Source organism: Mammaliicoccus sp. JADD-157 (genome assembly GCF_049310805.1).
Lineage (GTDB): Bacteria > Bacillota > Bacilli > Staphylococcales > Staphylococcaceae > Mammaliicoccus > Mammaliicoccus lentus.
Genome location: NZ_JBMOVZ010000004.1, coordinates 50390 through 70142, shown reverse-complemented (window position 1 = coordinate 70142; position 19753 = coordinate 50390). Strand labels below are relative to the sequence as shown.

Genomic DNA, 19753 nt, shown 5'->3' with positions numbered 1-19753 from the left:
TCACTGTTATTATAGTGAAGTTTTAGGAGGGAGTATTTTTATATGTTTTATTATGTTTCAAATGATTTCATAGCATAAGGAATTTCATCTATAAGTTTAGATGGTGGGACGATGTACATATCTTTAGAAAGTTTTTCACCTATATAGCTATGCATATAAGTAGCATTGATAACCGCTTCTTCTAAATCAAACTGTCCTACAAAACTTGTTATCATCCCTGCTAAAGTATCACCCATACCACCAGTTGCCATAGCAGGTGTACCTATAGATAATTTATATTCATGATCTTTAAAGTATAATTCCGTACCATGTTGTTTCAAGACGACAGTAGCATTTAATGCTTTGACTGCTTCTTTATTTCTCTCATAAGTTTGTTCTTCGATTGGTATATTACTGAGTCTTTCCCATTCTTTTTGATGGGGCGTAAAGATAATTTCACATTCTGGTAAAGTATGCTTTAATTTACTCAATATCGTAATAGCATCACCATCAATAATTAACGTTTGGTGAGGCTGAATATTTTGGAATAAAAACGTTAAAGTATTATTGCCTTTAAAATCTAAGCCGAGTCCAGGTCCAATCAAAATACAATCTGATTGCTCTATTAATTTAGAGAGTTTTTTCAAGTCAGTTATATCTGAAACCATTGCTTCAGGACAACGTGAATGTAAAGCAGCAAAGTTTGATGAATGTGTAGAAACTGTAATTAAACCACTTCCACTAAATACACAAGCTCTTGCAGCTAACATAATAGCGCCACCTAAATTAGCATTTCCACCGATTAATAAAATCCTACCATAATCGCCTTTGTGAGATTCCTGCTCTCTTTTTGGAATTGTAACAGACGAAATTGTCTTCATGATTAACCCACCTTCAATTAATTGTACGATTTATTATGCCACTTTAATTATGAAATGAACAGTATATTCTACTAAACTTAAAAATAAAAACTTTACTAAGCTAATGTATTAATCAATCACTGTGTTACGGATATCTTAAAAAGTATTGTCATAAAAATTATGAAAGCGTATACTAAAAATATAATGTGAATATAGATATTAGTTATTAGATAAGATAGGAGCTTTCACATGACTGAACAAATATCAATTGGTAAGTACGCAACATTATTAACACTTACTGATGAGCAAACTGCGAAACAATTGAATCCAGACTGCGATCAAATGCAATTTATAGTTGGTAAGATTGGAACGATGTCGCTTAATAAGATTATCTCTTCAATAGAGACAGCAGCTAGAAGACAGAACCTTATATCTGAAACACAGTATAGAGAAACACACGCTTTGTATCATGCGATATTAGAAGCAGTAAATGGTATTACGAGAGGTGAATTATCTATAGGTGAAATTATGAGAACTGTTGGTTTAAAATTTTCTGTTGTGAGAGGATATCCATATTCTGATAAGCAAGAAGGAGAATGGATAGCCGTTAGTCTATACGGCACAATAGGAGCTCCTATTAAAGGAAAAGAACATGAAACAATCGGTTTAGGTATCAATCATATATAGACATAAGAACACCTATTAGACATTAGATAAGAGAAAGGTGCAACAAATAAAATTTTGTTGTATTTTTTTGTGTCCAAAGGAGTGTTATTTGTGACTTTAATATTAAAAGGTAAAGATTTAACGATTCAAGATATTAAAACATTTTTAGAAGAAGATGGGCAAATATCTATTTCAGAGGAAGCTTTAATTAATGTTAGAAAAAGTAGAGAAACAGTTGAACGAATCATAAATAATAAAGAAACTGTATACGGCATAACAACTGGATTTGGATTATTCAGTGATGTATTGATTGAGCAAGAAAAATATAATGACTTACAAATTAATTTAATTCGTTCACATTCTTGTGGCGTAGGAAAAGCCTTTCCAGACAATGTTTCATTAGTCATGATGATTTTAAGATTAAATACAATGTTAAAAGGCCACTCAGGTGTAACAGAAGACTTAGTAAACTTGTTAGTCGAATTTATTAACAGAAGAATTATACCGGTTATACCAGAGCAAGGATCTTTAGGAGCTTCAGGTGATTTAGCTCCATTATCACACCTAGCATTAGCTTTAATTGGGGAAGGCGATGTGCATTATAAAGGTGAAACACTAAACGCTAAAGCAGTCTTGCACAAACTGGAATTAGAGCCTCATTCATTACAAGCTAAAGAAGGTTTAGCATTAATAAATGGAACTCAAGCAATGACAGCTCAAGGCGTTATTGCGTATATAGAAGCGGAAAATATTGCTTATAATTCAGAGTGGATTGCTTCATTAACACATCAAGCTTTAAATGGAATTGTGGATGCATATGATGAGCATGTGCATATCGTAAGAAACTTTAATGAACAAATTGAAGTGGCTGAAAGAATGCGTAATTGGTTAGCCGGTTCAAAACTTACAACACGTCAAGGGGAAGTACGTGTGCAAGATGCATATACATTAAGATGTATCCCACAAATTCATGGAGCAAGTTTTCAAGTGCTAAATTATGTGAAAGAAAAATTAGAATTAGAAATGAATGCTGCAAACGATAATCCATTAATATTTGATAAAGATGATGAAACACTCGTTATATCAGGTGGAAACTTCCATGGACAACCAATAGCATTTGCTGTGGATTTCTTGAAAATCGGAGTTGCAGAATTAGCGAATGTTTCTGAACGTCGATTAGAAAGGTTAGTTAATCCACAATTAAATGGTGGATTACCAGCATTTTTAAGTCCTGAACCAGGTTTACAAAGTGGAGCAATGATTATGCAATATGCTGCCGCTTCGCTTGTATCAGAAAATAAGACTTTAGCACATCCTGCTAGCGTCGATTCAATACCTTCTTCAGCTAACCAAGAAGATCATGTTTCGATGGGTACGATTGGAGCAAGACATGCTTATCAAATTATCCAAAATGTAAGAAGAGTATTATCGATAGAATGTATCATCGCTCTACAAGCGGTAGAAATTAAAGGGGTAGAAAAGCTTTCACCTAGAACAAAAGAAAAATATATGGAGTTAAGAGAAGTTGTACCTTCGATAACTGAAGATAGAGTCTTTCATCACGATATAGAAAGGGTATGTGAATATTTAAGATAGTGAATTTTGAAACAAAGGGGTGTTGTGATGATTAATCAACAGTTTCAAGACAAAGGTAAAGATATGTGGAAATTCTATGTATTTAGCATTATAGGTATTATTTTATTCTTTATTCCTATACAAATAGGTAAAGATAATACGATACTTGTTGACCACATTCACTTAGGTATTCGGTCATTGTTAGGAGATTTAACTGCTTATTATGCATTAATTATCATTATAATAGGCGCTATTTTACCTGTTATCAGAATGGATTTTAAAAAATCTTTTACAGATTGTGTTCTTGTTATTTTTAAGCTACTTGGTGCAGTGATAGGCATTATGTACGTATTTAAGATAGGACCTAAATTATTATTTGATAAGGATTATGGACCGTTCTTATTTGATAAGTTGATGTTACCACTAAGTGTTTTAATTCCAGTAGGAGCGATTGCACTTTCCTTTTTAGTAGGTTATGGATTACTAGAATTTATTGGGGTATTGATGCAACCGATTATGAGACCCATATTTAAGACACCAGGTAAGTCTGCTGTTGATGCTGTGGCATCATTTGTAGGTAGCTACTCTTTAGGATTACTTATCACAAACAGAGTATATAAAGATGGCATGTATAACAAGAAAGAAGCGGTCATAATCGCAACAGGATTCTCAACAGTTTCTGCTACATTTATGGTTATTGTAGCGAGAACGTTAGACTTAATGGGTCACTGGAATTTATTCTTCTGGAGTACATTAATAATCACATTTGTTGTAACAGCAATTTCTGCTCATTTGCCACCGATTTCTAGAGAATCAGAGGCATATTACAATAATCAAGAAGGACAAAAAGAATCTAAAGTTAAAGGGAATTATATGAAAGCTGCTTATGATGAAGCAAAGAAACAATCATATCAATCATTAACATTATTTAAAAATATAGGCCTTAATCTTAAAGATGGCGTAGAGATGACGATGGCTATCTTACCATCTATATTATCGATTGGATTTTTAGGATTAATATTAGCTAATTTCACACCTATTATTGATTGGTTAAGCTATATTTTCTATCCATTTATTTATATTTTTCCTATTGATGATAAGCCTTTATTAGCAAAAGCATCCATGATATCAATCATAGAGATGTTCTTACCATCATTGTTAGTGGTGAAAGCAGCAATAGAAGTGAAATTTGTAGTAGCTATTACAAGTATTTCAGCAATTATATTCTTCTCAGCTTTAATACCTTGTATTTTAGCTACAGATATTAAAATTCCAATTTGGAAACTTGTGGTGATTTGGTTTATTCGTGTCGCACTTACATTATTAATAGCAATTCCATTAAGTTTACTAATCTTTTAATAAAGGGGAAATGAATTATGTCTAGAAATATTAAAGCGAAAAAAGGTTTAGAAATAGAATGTAAAGGTTGGGAGCAAGAAGCAGTTTTGAGAATGCTTTATAATAATCTCGATCCAGAAGTAGCAGAACATCCTGAAAAATTGGTTGTATATGGTGGTATTGGTAAAGCAGCACGTAACTGGGAAAGCTTTGATGCAATTGTAGAAACGCTAAGAAGATTAGAAAGCGATGAAACAATGCTCGTTCAATCTGGTAAACCAGTTGCAGTATTTAAAACGCATGAAGAAGCTCCACGTGTGCTTTTATCTAACTCAGTACTTGTACCTAAATGGGCAAATTGGGAACATTTCCATGAATTAGATAAAAAAGGTCTCATGATGTATGGTCAAATGACTGCAGGTAGTTGGATATATATTGGTTCACAAGGTATTGTTCAAGGTACATTTGAAACCTTTGCAGAGCTGGCTAATCAACACTTTGGAGGTACGTTAAAAGGCACGATTACTTTAACTGCTGGATTAGGTGGAATGGGTGGCGCTCAACCACTTGCCGTAACAATGAATGAAGGTGTTGTAATTGGTGTAGATGTAGACCCTTCAAGAATTGAGAAACGTATTGAAACACGCTATTGTGATATGATTACAGATTCTTTAGACGAAGCATTAGAAAAAGCAGAAGAAGCTAAAAATGCAGGAAAACCATTAGCTATTGGTTTATTAGGTAACGCTGCAGAAGTTCATCACGAAATATTAAATAGAGGATTTAAAATTGATATCGTCACTGACCAAACATCAGCACATGATCCACTAAATGGCTATGTACCAGAAGGTTATTCTTTAGAAGAAGCTGATAAATTACGTGAAAATGATCCTAAAGAATATGTTAAATTGTCTTCTGCATCTATGAAAAAACATGTTGAAGCTATGTTAGCTTTTCAAGAAAAAGGTGCAATAGCATTTGATTATGGAAATAACATTAGACAAGTTGCTTTCGATGAAGGTTTAGAGAATGCCTTCAACTTCCCAGGCTTCGTGCCAGCTTACATTCGACCATTATTCTGTGAAGGTAAAGGACCATTTAGATTTGCGGCGCTCAGTGGGGACCCTAAAGATATCGAAAGAGCAGATCAATTAATGAGAGAGTTGTTCCCTGAAGATAAAAAGTTAATGCGTTGGTTAGATATGGCAAGTGAAAAAATTGCATTCCAAGGATTACCTTCAAGAATTGCGTGGTTAGGTTACGGTGAACGTGCAAAAATGGGATTAGCATTAAACGAGTTGGTTAGAAATGGTGAAATATCTGCACCAATCGTAATTGGACGAGATCATTTAGACTCAGGTTCTGTAGCTTCACCAAATAGAGAAACTGAATCAATGAAAGATGGTTCTGATGCAGTAGGTGACTGGGCAATATTAAATGCTCTTGTTAATACAGCAGCAGGTGGCTCATGGATTTCAGTTCATCATGGCGGCGGAGTAGGTATGGGTTATTCATTACATGCCGGTATGGTTGTTGTAGCAGATGGTAGTGAACGTGCAGATAGACGTTTAGGACGAGTACTTACGACAGATCCGGGTATGGGTGTAGTAAGACATGCAGACGCAGGTTATGAAACTGCGATAGACACAGCTAAAAATAAAAACGTAGATATTCCAATGTTAAAGGAGACAGAGAACAATGAATGATATTTTAATTCAAAACATAGGTGAATTAATTTTACCTAAGAAGACAGAAGGCCCACTAAAAGGCAAAGAATTGAATGATTTAAAAATTGTTAACAATGGAACAGTTGTCGTTAAAGATGGCAAAGTCGTATATGCAGGAGAACATACAGAAGAGTATGAAGCGAAAGAAGTGATAGACGCGACAAACCAAGTCGTGTCTCCTGGATTAGTAGACGCACATACGCATTTAGTATTTGGTGGCTCTAGAGAACATGAAATGGCGCTAAAACAACAAGGTGTAAGTTACTTAGATATACTTAAACAAGGTGGAGGAATCTTAAGTACAGTTGAGTCTACAAGAAACGCTTCAGAAGAAGCATTATATAATAAATCGAAAAAAGAAATTGTTAGAATGATTCAATTTGGAACTACAACAGTTGAAGCTAAAAGTGGTTACGGTTTAGATAAAGAGACTGAATTAAAGCAACTTGATGTTGCACATCGTTTAGAAGAAAATACACCAATTAGAATGAAACATACTTTCTTAGGACCTCATGCAGTACCTAAAGATGCAAAAGATAATGCTACTTTCTTACAAGAAATGATTGATTTATTAGATGATGTGAAAGATAAAGCTGACTTTGCTGATATATTCTGTGAAACAGGCGTATTTACAGTAGAAGAATCAAGACGCTATATGCAAGCAGCTAAAGATAAAGGATTAAAAGTTAAAATTCACGCTGATGAAATTGATCCGTTAGGTGGTCTAGGCTTAGCAATTGATGAAGGTGCGATTTCTGCAGATCATTTAGTTGCTTCAAGTGAAGAAGATAAACAATCATTAAATAATAGCCAAACAATCGCTGTGTTATTACCTGGCACAACATTCTACTTAGGAAAAGACCAATACGCAGATGCAAGGGGTATGCTAGATAATAATGGTGCAATTGCTATTGCTACTGATTTTAACCCAGGTAGTTGTGTAACCGATAATTTACAACTTGTAATGAGCATCGCAGCACTAAAATTAAAATTAACACCAAACGAAATTTGGAATGCTGTTACCGTCAATGCTGCAAAAGCAATTGATGCTGAAGCGGGTACAATTGAAGCTGGTGATCAAGCTGATATAGTTGTATGGGATATTCCAAATCATGAATATTTACCATATCATTATGGCGTAAACCATGCTCAAATAGTTATTATTGATGGTAAAAAAGTCTATGAAAACACTGGACTTATTACCGAATCTTAATTATTCCTTGAAAAGGTCATAGCCATTTGGTATATTTAGGTTAATTTAATAACTATATTGTTTAGGAATAAGTAATTTAAGCGGGTATGTATAGAGAGCTTGTGGTTGGTGCAAACAAGACATGAAACTTAAATGAATCTATCCTTTTTAAGAAGAACAATCGGTTTAAACCGTTATATGACTTAGAGTGCAGTCTATTACAGACTGTTAAATAGGGTGGCAACGCGTAAGCACCACGTCCCTTGTGTAATAACAAGGAACGTGGTGCTTTTTTTCTTAAACAATATAGAAAATAGGGAGGAAACATTATGTTAGATATTAAAATGATTAGAACTGAACCTGAATATGTAAAAGAAAAAATCGCTAAAAGAGGCGACGATCCATCAGTAGTAGATGAAATATTAGAATTAGATAAAGAACGCCGTGAACTTATTGTAAAAACAGAAGAACTTAAATCACGACGTAATAGAGTAAGTGGAGAAATTGCTCAAAAGAAACGCAATAAAGAAAATGCTGACGACGTTATATTAGAAATGCGTCAAGTCGGAGATCAAATTAAAGAAATTGATCAATCATTAAACAAATTAAATGATGATGTAACTTACAAATTAGTAAGAATTCCTAATTTAATTAGTGATGAAACACCTGTCGGTAAAGACGAAGATGATAATGTTGAAGTACGTAAATGGGGCGAACCAAGAACATTTGATTTTGAATCTAAAGCACATTGGGACTTAGTAGAAAATTTAAAAATGGCTGATTTTGATAGAGCAGCTAAAGTATCAGGTGCACGTTTTGTCTTCTTAACTGGTAAAGGAGCACAACTTGAAAGAGCATTAATGAACTTTATGGTTACAATGCATACGACACAACATGGTTATACAGAAATGATGGTTCCTCAATTAGTAAATGCTGATTCAATGTTTGGAACAGGGCAACTGCCTAAATTCGAAGAAGACTTATTTAAAGTTGAAAAAGAAGGACTTTATACAATTCCAACAGCAGAAGTTCCTTTAACGAATTTCTATCGTGATGAAGTGCTTCAAAATGAACAGTTCCCTATCAAATTCACAGGACAATCAGCTTGTTTTAGAAGTGAAGCGGGTTCTGCAGGCCGCGATACAAGAGGTCTCATTCGTCTACATCAATTTAATAAAGTAGAAATGGTGAGATACGAGCGTCCTGAAGATTCATACAATGCATTAGAAGAATTAACTAACCATGCTGAAAAAGTACTTCAAGCTCTAGAACTTCCTTATCGTACAGTTAACCTATGTACTGGAGATATTGGCTTTGGAAGTGCAAAAACATATGATATTGAAGTTTGGTTACCAAGCTACAATGATTATAAAGAAATTAGTTCATGTTCAAATATGACAGATTTCCAAGCAAGAAGATCAAATATTAGATTTAAACGTGATAAAGATTCTAAACCAGAATTTGTACACACTTTAAATGGTAGTGGGTTAGCAGTAGGACGTACATTTGCTGCTATTGTTGAGAACTATCAAAATGAAGAGGGTACAATTACTGTTCCTGAAGTATTAGTACCATTTATGGGTGGTCAAACTGTAATAGAATTATAAATGTGTGAAACAGTATAAAAAGGGTAATCATATTAATGGTTACTCTTTTTTTAGATTTAACTTGAATATAATTTTTATATCTGGTATACTTAGTATACAAAATAAATAAAGGGAGTTATGACACATGACTAATTTCAATTTCGACAAAGTACACAGTAGTTTAGAATTTACAGTAAAACACTTAATGGTATCTCGAGTTAAAGGTACTTTTGATGATTATGATGTAGAAGTTACTGGTGACGTAAATGATTTATCATCATTAAAAGCTAAAGTAACAATTAAAGCACATTCAATTAATACTAATAACCCTGATCGTGACGCACACTTAAAATCAGCTGATTTCTTTAGTGCAGAAGAAAATCCAAATATTACTTTCGAATCTAAATCTATAAGTGAATATTCAGTAACTGGCGATTTAACAATTGCTGGTACAACACATGAAGAAACATTCGATTTAGAATTTAATGGAGTAAGTAAAAACCCATTAAACGGAGAAACAGTTACAGGATTTGTAGTGGATGGTAAAATCGATCGTGAAAAATATGGCGTATCATTTAACCAAGCATTAGAAACTGGTGGCGTAATGATAGGTAAAGATGTTAAATTCGAAGCAAGTGCTGAATTTAGCTTAGGAGAGTAATATAAATAAAAGAATGGTAGCTCTTTGAGCTGCCATTCTTTTATTTATATAAGGATTATTAATTGTCTTAATATTTCGTCAAATTATATTGCTAAACTTAATTTGATATGATAAAACTAATACATATTAAAAACAAAAAAGAGGTAAGTCACACTGAGGTTAGACAAACGTTAGACTAACCTTTGAAACTATCTCCTTGAGAATGGAGGTATTATAAGTGCAGGAATCTGCAAGCATACATAAATCCTTGTTTTTACAAGGTGTTAAAGATTGTATACCAACAATGCTCGGTTATTTTAGTGTTGCGATAGCTTTTGGAGTAGTTGGTGTGTCATCAGGTTTATCCATTTTAGAAATTGCATTGTTATCCATTTTTGTTTATGCAGGTGCTGCTCAATTTATCATTTGTGCGCTTGTAGCTATCCAATCTCCTATATCTGCTATTTTCTTAACAATATTCTTTGTGAATTCTCGTTTATTCTTACAAAGTTTAGCTTTAGTACCACCCTTCAAAAACAATAGTTTGTGGTCAAATATTGGAATTGGAACTCTTGTAACTGATGAATCATTTGGTGTAGCTATTACAAAGTATGCAAAAGAAAAATCTTTAAATGCTACATGGATGCACGGGCTTAACATTTCAGCATATATATTATGGGTTACAACTTCGATATTAGGTGGTTTAATAGGTAATCTAATTCCAAACCCAGAAATGTTCGGATTAGACTATGCATTGTCAGCAATGTTTATTTTTCTATTAGTTGCTCAATTCGAAACGATACAAAAAAATAAAATAATTTATCATTTGTGGCTCATATGTTTAACAATTTTTTGTATGTTGTTATTTACGTTATTTATGCCAACGTTTCTTTCTATTATATTAGCAACATTAGTCGCTTCAATTACAGGGGTGGTGTTTGATAAATGACGATATCAATGTATTTACTACTCATTACAGCTGGGTGTTTCATTATGACATGGGTTATAAGAGTAGCGCCGTTTGTTCTATTATCAAGATTTGAATTACCGGCTGGAATCATTAAATGGTTACAATTTGTGCCGGTTTGTTTATTTACAGCACTTATTGTAGAAGGCATGTTAAATCAAGAAGGATCAACAGGATATCAACTTAACTTAGAAAGTGTTTTTGTTGCAGTACCAACTGTCGTTATTGCATTTGTCACGCGTAGTTTAACAATATCTGTTTTAGCAGGGATGTTGATTATGGCTATTGTAAGATTTGTCTTTTAATAACAAAGTATAAGTTATTGAAAGACCATTGCTTTTCTAGTATTCTTAATATTAATTACATAGTAAAGCTTATTCAGAGAAGTTGAGGGATTTGGCCCGATGAAACTTCAGCAACCGGTCACCTTAGATACGGTGCTACGACCAACGAGTCTACTCGCATAATAAGAATGATGAGAACTTCTTACTTCTTTAACGAGTAAGAAGTTTTTCTATTATATAAGAGGGGGTTAGATAAGATGATTTCTCGTGAAACAGGTTCAGTAGAATTAGGTCGATTTGAAACAGAATCAGGAGAAGTGATTGATAACTTAAAGCTTCAATATGAGCATGTCGGTTATAAGGGGCAACCGCTTGTTGTTATCTGTCATGCATTAACAGGTAACCATTTAACGTATGGAGATGATGAGCATCCAGGTTGGTGGAGAGAAATTATCGATGGTGGTTATCTGTCTATAAATGATTATCAATTTATAACTTTTAACGTTATAGGTAGCCCATTTGGGTCGAGTTCAAAATTAAATACACCCCATTTTCCAGATACTTTAACGATGAGAGATGTAACTAAAGCTAATATATTGGCTTTGAAACATTTTGGTTATGAAAAAATTGATGTTCTAATTGGTGGTTCATTAGGTGGCATGCAGTCTCTCGAAATTTTATATGACGGGTCAATTGAAGTAAAGAAAGCCGTTATTTTAGCGGCAACTGAAAAGACATCATCTTATAGCAGAGCTTTCAATGAAATTGCAAGACAAGTTATTCAAATGAATGGTCAAGACGGATTAAGTATTGCAAGACAATTAGGCTTTTTAACTTATCGTTCAAGTAAAGATTATGAAGCAAGATTCTCAGCAGATGATGTTGTCAGTTATCAAAAATATCAAGGTAATAAGTTTAAAAATAGCTTCAATAAAGATTGTTATCTCACTTTATTAGATGTATTAGATAGCCACGATATATTTAGAGGACGAAATGATGTTGAAGAACGATTAAAACAAATAGATACAAAAGTATTAACACTAGGGTTCACTGATGACTTATTATATCCAGATGACCAAGTAAAATCACTCGGTCGATTCTTCAAGTACCACAGACATTTCTTCGTGCCAGATAATGTTGGGCATGACGGATTTTTATTAAACTTTGGAGATTGGGCACCATATGTTTATCATTTCTTAAAATTACATAAATTTAAAGCACGTTAAGTCGTTAAAAAAGTCACCTACATTGTTTTAAAGTATAAAAATCTGTAAAATAGAGAAAGATGTTTAAAATAGATTGGGAAGTGAAAATTTTGTCTTTTAAAGTCGATATAAAAGCGACAATTATTTCAATAGTTTTACTAATGTTAAGTATGGTTATTATTAACTTTTTACCACCTTTAGCATTTGTAATACTACCGTTCATTACAATACCTGGAACAATACTTTGGTATCGATCAAAACCGTCGTTTTTTGTGACAGTTGTAGTGGCATTATGCGCAACCGTATTACTTAGTAACGTATATTTATTAACTGTCATGACACTGATGATTTTTATGAGTGTATTTATTGGACAATTATTAATAGAACGTACATCTAAAGAACGTATATTATATTTAGTAACAGCATTTATGAGTGTATTAACAATTGCTGGTGTGTTAATCATGCAATTAACGGGAAAACTACCACTAACAAGTAATGTTTTTAATGAATATTATGATGTAATCGTGTCTTATTTTGAAATGAGTGGTAATTTCAGTACAGAAATTCAAGAATCTCTTCAAGCTTCAATTGATATATTACAAGCTAGTATTCCTGGGTATATTATATTATGGGTATTTTTATTAGTACTTGTTAATTTACTCGTGACTTTCCCTATATTGAGAAAGTACAAAATCGCAACACCGGTATTCAGACCATTATTTATGTGGCAAATTAAAAGTAGTGTCGCTTTCATTTTTGTAATCACAGTACTCGTTAGTTTATTCGTAACGAAAGACAATGTTGTGATGTATGGCATAGTCACTAACTTACAGTTTGTGTTAGAATGGGTTATATTTATCCAAGCATTATCCCTATTCCATTTATTTATAAAAGTAAAAAAATTACCTATAATTGTAGCTGTAATTATTTTCGTTCTTGCTTTTATATTTAAACCAATTGCATACTTATTTGGCTTAATGGACATATGGTTTAATTTAAAACAACGCATAAAAAAGTAAATTGAGGTGAGTTTATGAACCGTCAATCAGTTAAAAAAGCCCTAATATTTCCTTATATTATTATGATGGTCTTGGCTTTAGCACTGCTCGTTTTAAGTTTTTTAAATTCAATATTTTGGGCGATTATTGCGACGGTTATTACTGTAGTCCTATTTGCAGCGAGTGTTTACTTTATTAGAACCAGCTTTGCAAAATTAGATTTATACATCGGGAGTCTAGCGGGTCGTATTACCAAAAGTAAAACGAGTGCTGTGAGTGATTTGCCAATTGGCGTAATATTACTCGATAAAAACTATAATATTGAATGGATTAATAATTTTATTAGTAGACGTTTAGAAAGAGATGTATTAAACGAACCAATAAATGAAATATTTCCAAATATATTAAAAAGATTAGAAAATACACAAGAAGTAGAAATTGAAGAAGGATCATACAAATATAAAGTCACTTACACTGAAAATGAAAAATCAATTTATTTATTTGATATAACAGAAACTTCACGTGTATATGAATTATATGAAAATGAAAAACCTATCATCGCTACGATATTTTTAGATAACTATGACGAAATTACACAAAACATGAATGACTCACAACGTTCAGAAGTGAATAGTCTTATTACTAATGTAATTAATGATTGGTCAACTCGTTATGAATTGTATGTTAAACGTTATAGTTCGGATCAATTTATTGGATTGTTAAACAATAGTATTTTAGAAGATATTGAAGCATCTAAATTCAATCTGTTAGATGATTTGAGAGATAAGACAAGAGAAATTGGGCATCCGCTTACTTTAAGTATAGGTATTGGTGAAGGCAGTGAGAACCTAATAGAACTTGGTGAACTATCTCAATCAAGTTTAGATTTAGCTCTTGGTCGAGGTGGAGACCAAGTTGCCATCAAGAACTTTAACGGTAACGTAAGATTCTATGGTGGTAAGACTGACCCAATGGAAAAACGTACAAGAGTACGTGCTCGTGTTATTTCTCATGCGTTAAGAGATATCTTAATCGAAGGTGACAAAGTCATTATCATGGGTCATAAATCACCAGATATGGATGCGATAGGTGCAGCTATTGGTGTTTCTCGTATTGCTAAAATGAATAATTTAGAGTCTTATATCGTATTAAATGATTCAGATATTGATGATACATTACAACGTGTTATGAGAGAAATTGATGAAAAACCAGACTTGAAAGAAAGGTTTATCACATCAGAAGAAGCATGGCATGAGATGACATCTCGTACGACATTAGTTGTCGTTGATACGCACAAACCAGAACTTGTAATAGATGAGAACTTATTAAATAAAGCAAATAGAAAAGTAGTCATAGATCACCATAGACGCGGGGAAAGTATTATTTCAAGTCCACTGCTTGTCTATATGGAACCTTACGCAAGTTCTACAGCAGAACTTGTAACAGAGTTGCTAGAATATCAACCGACAGAACATCGTTTAACAAGAATTGAATCGACAATTATGTTGGCGGGTATCATTGTAGATACACGTAACTTTACGTTAAGAACCGGTTCAAGAACATTCGATGCTGCGAGTTTCTTAAGAAGTCATGGTGCAGATACAATTCTTTGCCAGCACTTCTTGAAAGATGATATAGATACTTATATTAAGCGCTCAGATTTAATTAAGACAGTTAAACTATTCCGTGGTGGCGTAGCAATTGCACATGGTGATGAAGAACAAATTTATCATCCTGTTACAGTTGCACAAGCTGCAGATGAACTATTAGGATTAGAAGGTGTAGAAGCTTCATATGTTGTAGCTAAACGCTCAGAAGACACAGTTGGTATTTCAGCTCGTTCTTTAGGAGAAGTGAATGTACAACTAACAATGGAAGCTCTAGGTGGAGGCGGCCATTTATCAAACGCTGCTACACAAATTAAAGATTCAACAGTAGAAGAAGCAATCGAAAAACTTATTGAGGTTGTTGAAACAGATGAAGAAGGAGTGGAAGAATAATGAAAGTTATTTTCACACAAGATGTTAAAGGAAAAGGTAAAAAAGGAGAAGTTAAAGACGTGCCAGTAGGTTACGCTCAAAACTTTTTAATTAAACATAATTATGCTGTAGAAGCGACAGCAGGAAATATGAAACAATTAGAACAACAAAACAAACGACAAGAAGAAATCAAACAACAAGAAATCGATGATGCTAAAGCATTAGCAGATAAATTAAAATCATTAGAAGTTGAAATTTCTGCTAAAACTGGTGAAGGCGGTAAGTTGTTCGGTTCTGTTAGTACAAAACAAATCACACAAGCTTTACAAAAACAACACGACATTAAAGTTGATAAACGTAAAATGGATTTACCGAACGGTATTCACAGTTTAGGTTACACAAACGTACCAATTAAACTTCATAATAAAGTTTCAGGTACATTAAAAGTACACGTTGTAGAAGAATAACAGATTATATAAAATAGGTCGGTATTTGATTTACCGACCTATTTTAATGCGTTATAATAAATAATATTAAAAATGGAAAGGAGTAATCAGTATGGATGGTATGGATAATATGATGAATCCACGACAAATGCCTCATAATATAGAGGCTGAACAATCTGTTATCGGTGCAATCTTAATTGATCCTGAACTGATTAACTCAACAGGTGAAACATTAATACCTGAAGCTTTCTATCGAGCTAATCATCAACATATATTTAGAGCTATGTTGATGTTAAATGAACAGAATAAGGAAATTGATTCAGTTACCCTGATGGATGAATTAGCAGCTGAGTCTTTGCTAGAAGAAGCTGGTGGACCGGCTTATTTAGCTGAATTAGCAAACAATGTACCAACAACTAGAAACGTTCATTTCTATATAGATATTGTGTTTAAACATGCTGTTAAGCGTCAATTAATTCGTGTAGCAGATAGTATTGCTGAAGATGGGTATAATCCAGAGCTTGATTTAGAGTCACTATTAGGTGATGCAGAGAAGAGAATTTTAGAGATATCTGCTACTAGAGGGACAGAAGGTTTCAAAGATATTAAAGATGTTTTAGGTATTGTGTTCGATAATGCTGAACAGTTAGATCAAAATAGTGGTCAAACCCCGGGGATACCAACTGGATATCGTGATTTAGATCAGATGACAGCAGGTTTTAACCGCAACGATTTAATTATTATTGCTGCGAGACCTTCTGTAGGTAAGACTGCCTTCGCATTAAATATTGCCCAACAAGTTGCTACTCACGAGAACTTATTCTCAGTCGGTATATTCTCATTAGAGATGGGTGCAGACCAGCTAGCGACACGTATGATTTGTAGTACAGGTAACGTAGACTCTAATAGATTGCGTACTGGTTCTATGACGGAAGAAGACTGGAGTAGGTTTACAGTAGCTGTTGGTAAATTATCACGTACTAAAATATTCATCGATGATACACCAGGTATCCGTATCACTGACATAAGAGCTAAGTGTAGAAGATTAAAACAAGAACACGGATTAGACATGATTGTGATCGACTATTTACAGTTGATTCAAGGTAGTGGTTCACGTAGTTCTGATAATAGACAACAAGAAGTATCAGAGATTTCACGTATGCTTAAAGCTATTGCGAGAGAATTAGAATGTCCTGTTATCGCATTGAGTCAGTTATCTCGTGGTGTTGAACAACGACAAGATAAAAGACCGATGATGAGTGACATTCGTGAATCAGGTTCTATCGAGCAAGATGCGGATATTGTGGCTTTCTTATACCGTGATGACTATTATTCTCGTGGTGGAGAAGATGAAGATGGTGAAGCGGTAGATGCAGGTGCACAAGATGAAAACGGTGAAATAGAAATTATTATCGCAAAACAACGTAACGGCCCGACAGGAACCGTTAAATTGCACTTCATGAAACAATATAACAAATTTACAGATATAGATTATCAACATGCCGGTATGGAATTCGGATAAAAAAAGTTTTTAACCCAAAAGACGTACATTTATTATGACTTTGTAATAAATGTACGTCTTTTGTTTCGTGAAATGACAGTTAATTATTGTTTCGTTTGTGTTTTGAAGCATATAATTTTCAGGATAAAACCTTGTAACTACCATGGTTAAAGCTTTCTTAATGCAAATTTTTAGAATATTAAAATGTAAATTAACACCATAAATTAATGTTCGTTTTTAGTTTGCATTTTAAGTATAGGACTGATAGAATACTTAATGGTTAATGAGAAAAAGCGGAGGTGCTCACATGTCATCAATCGTAGTAGTTGGGACGCAATGGGGAGACGAAGGTAAAGGTAAAATTACAGATTTCTTAGCTGAAGATGCAAATATTATTGCGCGTTTTTCAGGTGGTAATAATGCAGGTCACACAATTAAATTTGACGGAGAAACTTATAAATTACACTTAGTACCATCAGGTATTTTTTATGAAGAAAAATCAAGTGTTATCGGTAACGGTGTAGTAGTAGATCCAGTAGCTTTATTGAAAGAATTAGACGCATTAAATGAACGCGGTGTAGCAACAAACAATTTAAGAATTTCTAACCGTGCTCAAGTTATCTTACCGTATCATTTGAAACAAGATGAATTAGAAGAAGAAAAACGTGGAGATAATAAAATTGGTACAACGAAAAAAGGTATTGGTCCAGCGTATGTAGATAAAGCACAACGTATCGGTATCCGTATGGCTGATTTATTAGATAAAGAAACATTTGAAAAACTTTTAAAACAAAATCTTGAATATAAAAATGAATTATTTGAAAAAATGTTTAACGCTGAAGGTTTCACGTTTGATGAAATCTTTGAAACATATTACCAAGCAGGTCAACGCTTGAAACAATATGTTACAGACACAGCTAAATTATTAGACGATGCTTTCGTTAATGATGAAAAAGTATTATTCGAAGGTGCTCAAGGTGTAATGTTAGACATTGACCACGGCACATACCCATTTGTTACATCAAGCAACCCGATTGCAGGTAACGTTACAGTTGGTGGCGGTGTTGGGCCAACTTACGTATCTAAAGTAATCGGTGTATGTAAAGCATACACATCACGTGTAGGAGATGGCCCATTCCCAACAGAATTATTTGATGAAGATGGTCATCATATCCGTGAAGTAGGTCGTGAATACGGAACAACTACAGGACGTCCACGTCGTGTTGGTTGGTTTGACTCAGTTGTATTACGTCATTCACGTCGTGTAAGTGGTATTACAGATTTATCAATCAACTCAATCGACGTATTAACAGGCCTTAAAACAGTTAAAATCTGTACAGCATACGAAATTGATGGTGTAGAAATCACAGAATACCCAGCAAACTTAAATGAATTAGAACGTTGTAAACCAATCTTTGAAGAACTACCAGGTTGGGAAGAAGATATTACAGGATGTCGTTCATTAGAAGAATTACCAAAAAATGCTCGTCGTTATTTAGAGCGCATTTCTGAATTATGTAACGTTAAAATCTCTATCTTCTCAGTTGGGCCAGATAGAAACCAAACAAACCTATTAGAAAACTTATGGGACTAATAAATTTTTAAATCGAAAACGCTGAGACAAATTAATTGTCTCAGCGTTTTTGTTTGAGTAAATAAGGGAGTAGATGTTGCAAGAGAAGGTCCACGTGCAATATATTGCTTCCTTATTGACAAGACTATCGAGAAAAGTCAACAAGGCCCTCGTTATTGACACGTTTACTGAGAAAAGACAATAACTTGCCCGTTACAACCTAAAACTGAGAACCCTTAAAAAAAGGAGCCATACAACACCTGCTGTATGGCTTCTTTTTCTAATAACGACAATCAATATCGAATTGTATTTCATTATTAATTAGTGTATTTCACGTTTTTTAAACCGTCCACCTTTTACTTCACTTACATCTCCGATTGATAAGAAGGCTGTATTATCTATTTCTGTTACGATATCTTTTAGCTTAGATTCTTCTAATCTCGTTATTACACAGAATAATACTTTTTTATCTTCTCCTGTATAAGCTCCTTCACCGTTTAAATATGTTACGCCTCTGCCTAAACGGTCGTTTATAGCTTCTCCTATGTCTCGATATGTATCACTGATGATCCATACGGCTTTTGATTCGTCAAAACCTTGTACAGTAACGTCTATCATTTTAGAGACAATAAAATAAGCTACTACTGAAAACATCGCTGATTCCCAATTAAAAACAAATCCTGCTGCAGCGAATATGAAAAAATTGATTAGCATAACAATTTCTCCAACTGAAAATGGCGCTTTACTACTAATAAGAATGGCACTGATTTCAGAACCATCTAATGATCCGCCGTATCTAATTACTAACCCAACACCCAAACCAATAATTGCACCACCAAAAATTGTAACCAAAAATATTTCTCTAATAAAAGGTTCAAAATGATGTAAATAAGCTGTTGTAACGGAAAGGACTGTAATTGCATACACCGTTGATATCGTAAAAGTCTTACCTATTTGTTTATATCCTAAAAAGAAAAATGGAATATTCAATAAGAATATAAAAAGACCAAGTTTCATATTAGTTAAGTGACTTAATATAATAGCTATGCCAACTATACCGCCATCTAATAATTTATTCGGCACTAAAAATAACTCTAAACCAATACCCATTAAGACACTGCCGATTGTTATAAAAATTAGTCTTTTTATAATCTCACCTTTACTTAATTTACGATGTCCCTTTTTTATTGTGAGCTTTTCTTCCATATCATCATCCCTTTATAATGTTCCTAAATAT

General features: G+C 33.6%; 17 protein-coding genes, 1 riboswitch and 1 other annotated feature. Of the genes, 15 read left to right on the top strand and 2 right to left on the bottom strand.

Going from position 1 to position 19753, the window contains the following annotated elements; genetic code table 11:
* Positions 1-50: 50 nt before the first annotated feature.
* A complete protein-coding gene (locus tag ACO6VN_RS11895) occupies positions 51-860 on the bottom strand; it encodes an NAD(P)H-hydrate dehydratase (RefSeq protein ID WP_194200251.1) in 810 nt (269 codons plus the stop codon).
* A 228-nt stretch (positions 861-1088) separates the two neighbouring features.
* Between ACO6VN_RS11895 and hutP the strand changes: the two genes are divergently transcribed.
* The 15 genes from hutP to ACO6VN_RS11820 all read left to right on the top strand — a co-directional run bounded on the left by hutP (position 1089) and on the right by ACO6VN_RS11820 (position 18537).
* Positions 1089-1526, top strand: coding sequence for a hut operon transcriptional regulator HutP (gene hutP / locus ACO6VN_RS11890; protein ID WP_016999173.1), 438 nt, complete (start codon positions 1089-1091; stop codon positions 1524-1526).
* A gap of 90 nt (positions 1527-1616) precedes the next feature.
* The gene (gene hutH / locus ACO6VN_RS11885) at positions 1617-3101 is read left to right on the top strand and encodes a histidine ammonia-lyase (protein WP_194200252.1); all 1485 of its coding nucleotides are present in this window, start codon (positions 1617-1619) and stop codon (positions 3099-3101) included.
* A 27-nt stretch (positions 3102-3128) separates the two neighbouring features.
* Positions 3129-4439, top strand: a complete 1311-nt coding sequence (locus ACO6VN_RS11880) for a YjiH family protein (RefSeq protein ID WP_016999171.1) — start codon at positions 3129-3131, stop codon at positions 4437-4439.
* A gap of 17 nt (positions 4440-4456) precedes the next feature.
* A complete protein-coding gene (gene hutU, locus ACO6VN_RS11875; RefSeq protein WP_422404731.1) occupies positions 4457-6124 on the top strand; it encodes a urocanate hydratase in 1668 nt (555 codons plus the stop codon).
* Positions 6117-7358, top strand: coding sequence for an imidazolonepropionase (gene hutI / locus ACO6VN_RS11870; RefSeq protein WP_064204306.1), 1242 nt, complete (start codon positions 6117-6119; stop codon positions 7356-7358). The genes hutU and hutI overlap by 8 nt, the downstream gene beginning before the upstream one ends.
* Positions 7359-7406: 48 nt before the next feature.
* Positions 7407-7604, top strand: a binding site (T-box leader).
* Between the two features lie 62 nt (positions 7605-7666).
* Complete coding sequence (serS, locus tag ACO6VN_RS11865; RefSeq protein WP_422404730.1) at positions 7667-8944, top strand: serine--tRNA ligase; 1278 nt, start codon at positions 7667-7669, stop codon at positions 8942-8944.
* 124 nt (positions 8945-9068) lie between these two features.
* On the top strand, positions 9069-9584 hold the full coding sequence (locus ACO6VN_RS11860) for a YceI family protein (protein WP_422404729.1): 516 nt from the start codon (positions 9069-9071) through the stop codon (positions 9582-9584).
* A 217-nt stretch (positions 9585-9801) separates the two neighbouring features.
* Positions 9802-10512, top strand: coding sequence for an AzlC family ABC transporter permease (locus ACO6VN_RS11855; protein WP_082894572.1), 711 nt, complete (start codon positions 9802-9804; stop codon positions 10510-10512).
* Positions 10509-10835 carry an AzlD domain-containing protein gene (locus tag ACO6VN_RS11850; RefSeq protein WP_016999165.1) on the top strand — a complete coding sequence of 109 codons (327 nt, stop codon included), beginning with the start codon at positions 10509-10511 and terminating at the stop codon, positions 10833-10835. Before ACO6VN_RS11855 ends, ACO6VN_RS11850 begins: the two co-directional genes overlap by 4 nt.
* Before the next feature lie 66 nt (positions 10836-10901).
* Positions 10902-11003: riboswitch (SAM riboswitch) on the top strand.
* Between the two features lie 68 nt (positions 11004-11071).
* Positions 11072-12040: a homoserine O-acetyltransferase MetX gene (gene metX, locus ACO6VN_RS11845; protein WP_016999164.1), complete on the top strand. Its 969-nt coding sequence runs from the start codon at positions 11072-11074 to the stop codon at positions 12038-12040.
* An 80-nt stretch (positions 12041-12120) separates the two neighbouring features.
* Positions 12121-13038, top strand: a complete 918-nt coding sequence (locus ACO6VN_RS11840; RefSeq protein WP_231051118.1) for a DUF2232 domain-containing protein — start codon at positions 12121-12123, stop codon at positions 13036-13038.
* Between the two features lie 14 nt (positions 13039-13052).
* Positions 13053-15017: a DHH family phosphoesterase gene (locus ACO6VN_RS11835; RefSeq protein WP_064204309.1), complete on the top strand. Its 1965-nt coding sequence runs from the start codon at positions 13053-13055 to the stop codon at positions 15015-15017.
* Positions 15017-15463, top strand: coding sequence for a 50S ribosomal protein L9 (gene rplI / locus ACO6VN_RS11830; protein WP_064204310.1), 447 nt, complete (start codon positions 15017-15019; stop codon positions 15461-15463). The genes ACO6VN_RS11835 and rplI overlap by 1 nt, the downstream gene beginning before the upstream one ends.
* A gap of 100 nt (positions 15464-15563) precedes the next feature.
* Positions 15564-16964 carry a replicative DNA helicase gene (gene dnaB, locus ACO6VN_RS11825; RefSeq protein ID WP_026023617.1) on the top strand — a complete coding sequence of 467 codons (1401 nt, stop codon included), beginning with the start codon at positions 15564-15566 and terminating at the stop codon, positions 16962-16964.
* A 286-nt stretch (positions 16965-17250) separates the two neighbouring features.
* Positions 17251-18537 (top strand): adenylosuccinate synthase, encoded by a 1287-nt coding sequence (locus ACO6VN_RS11820; RefSeq protein WP_214269650.1) that lies wholly within the window; start codon positions 17251-17253, stop codon positions 18535-18537.
* 300 nt (positions 18538-18837) lie between these two features.
* Here the strand turns inward: ACO6VN_RS11820 and ACO6VN_RS11815 are convergent, their stop codons facing one another.
* The gene (locus tag ACO6VN_RS11815) at positions 18838-19722 is read right to left on the bottom strand and encodes a YitT family protein (protein WP_422404728.1); all 885 of its coding nucleotides are present in this window, start codon (positions 19720-19722) and stop codon (positions 18838-18840) included.
* Positions 19723-19753 lie beyond the last annotated feature (31 nt).

Coding starts and splice junctions, on each gene's coding strand:
- ACO6VN_RS11895 (WP_194200251.1), bottom strand. CDS start 860: ATGAAGACAATTTCGTCTGTTACAATTCCAAAAAGAGAGCAGGAATCT.
- serS (WP_422404730.1), top strand. CDS start 7,667: ATGTTAGATATTAAAATGATTAGAACTGAACCTGAATATGTAAAAGAA.
- ACO6VN_RS11820 (WP_214269650.1), top strand. CDS start 17,251: ATGTCATCAATCGTAGTAGTTGGGACGCAATGGGGAGACGAAGGTAAA.
- hutI (WP_064204306.1), top strand. CDS start 6,117: ATGAATGATATTTTAATTCAAAACATAGGTGAATTAATTTTACCTAAG.
- dnaB (WP_026023617.1), top strand. CDS start 15,564: ATGGATAATATGATGAATCCACGACAAATGCCTCATAATATAGAGGCT.
- ACO6VN_RS11850 (WP_016999165.1), top strand. CDS start 10,509: ATGACGATATCAATGTATTTACTACTCATTACAGCTGGGTGTTTCATT.
- hutU (WP_422404731.1), top strand. CDS start 4,457: ATGTCTAGAAATATTAAAGCGAAAAAAGGTTTAGAAATAGAATGTAAA.
- ACO6VN_RS11835 (WP_064204309.1), top strand. CDS start 13,053: ATGAACCGTCAATCAGTTAAAAAAGCCCTAATATTTCCTTATATTATT.
- ACO6VN_RS11860 (WP_422404729.1), top strand. CDS start 9,069: ATGACTAATTTCAATTTCGACAAAGTACACAGTAGTTTAGAATTTACA.
- rplI (WP_064204310.1), top strand. CDS start 15,017: ATGAAAGTTATTTTCACACAAGATGTTAAAGGAAAAGGTAAAAAAGGA.
- metX (WP_016999164.1), top strand. CDS start 11,072: ATGATTTCTCGTGAAACAGGTTCAGTAGAATTAGGTCGATTTGAAACA.
- ACO6VN_RS11880 (WP_016999171.1), top strand. CDS start 3,129: ATGATTAATCAACAGTTTCAAGACAAAGGTAAAGATATGTGGAAATTC.
- ACO6VN_RS11815 (WP_422404728.1), bottom strand. CDS start 19,722: ATGGAAGAAAAGCTCACAATAAAAAAGGGACATCGTAAATTAAGTAAA.
- hutP (WP_016999173.1), top strand. CDS start 1,089: ATGACTGAACAAATATCAATTGGTAAGTACGCAACATTATTAACACTT.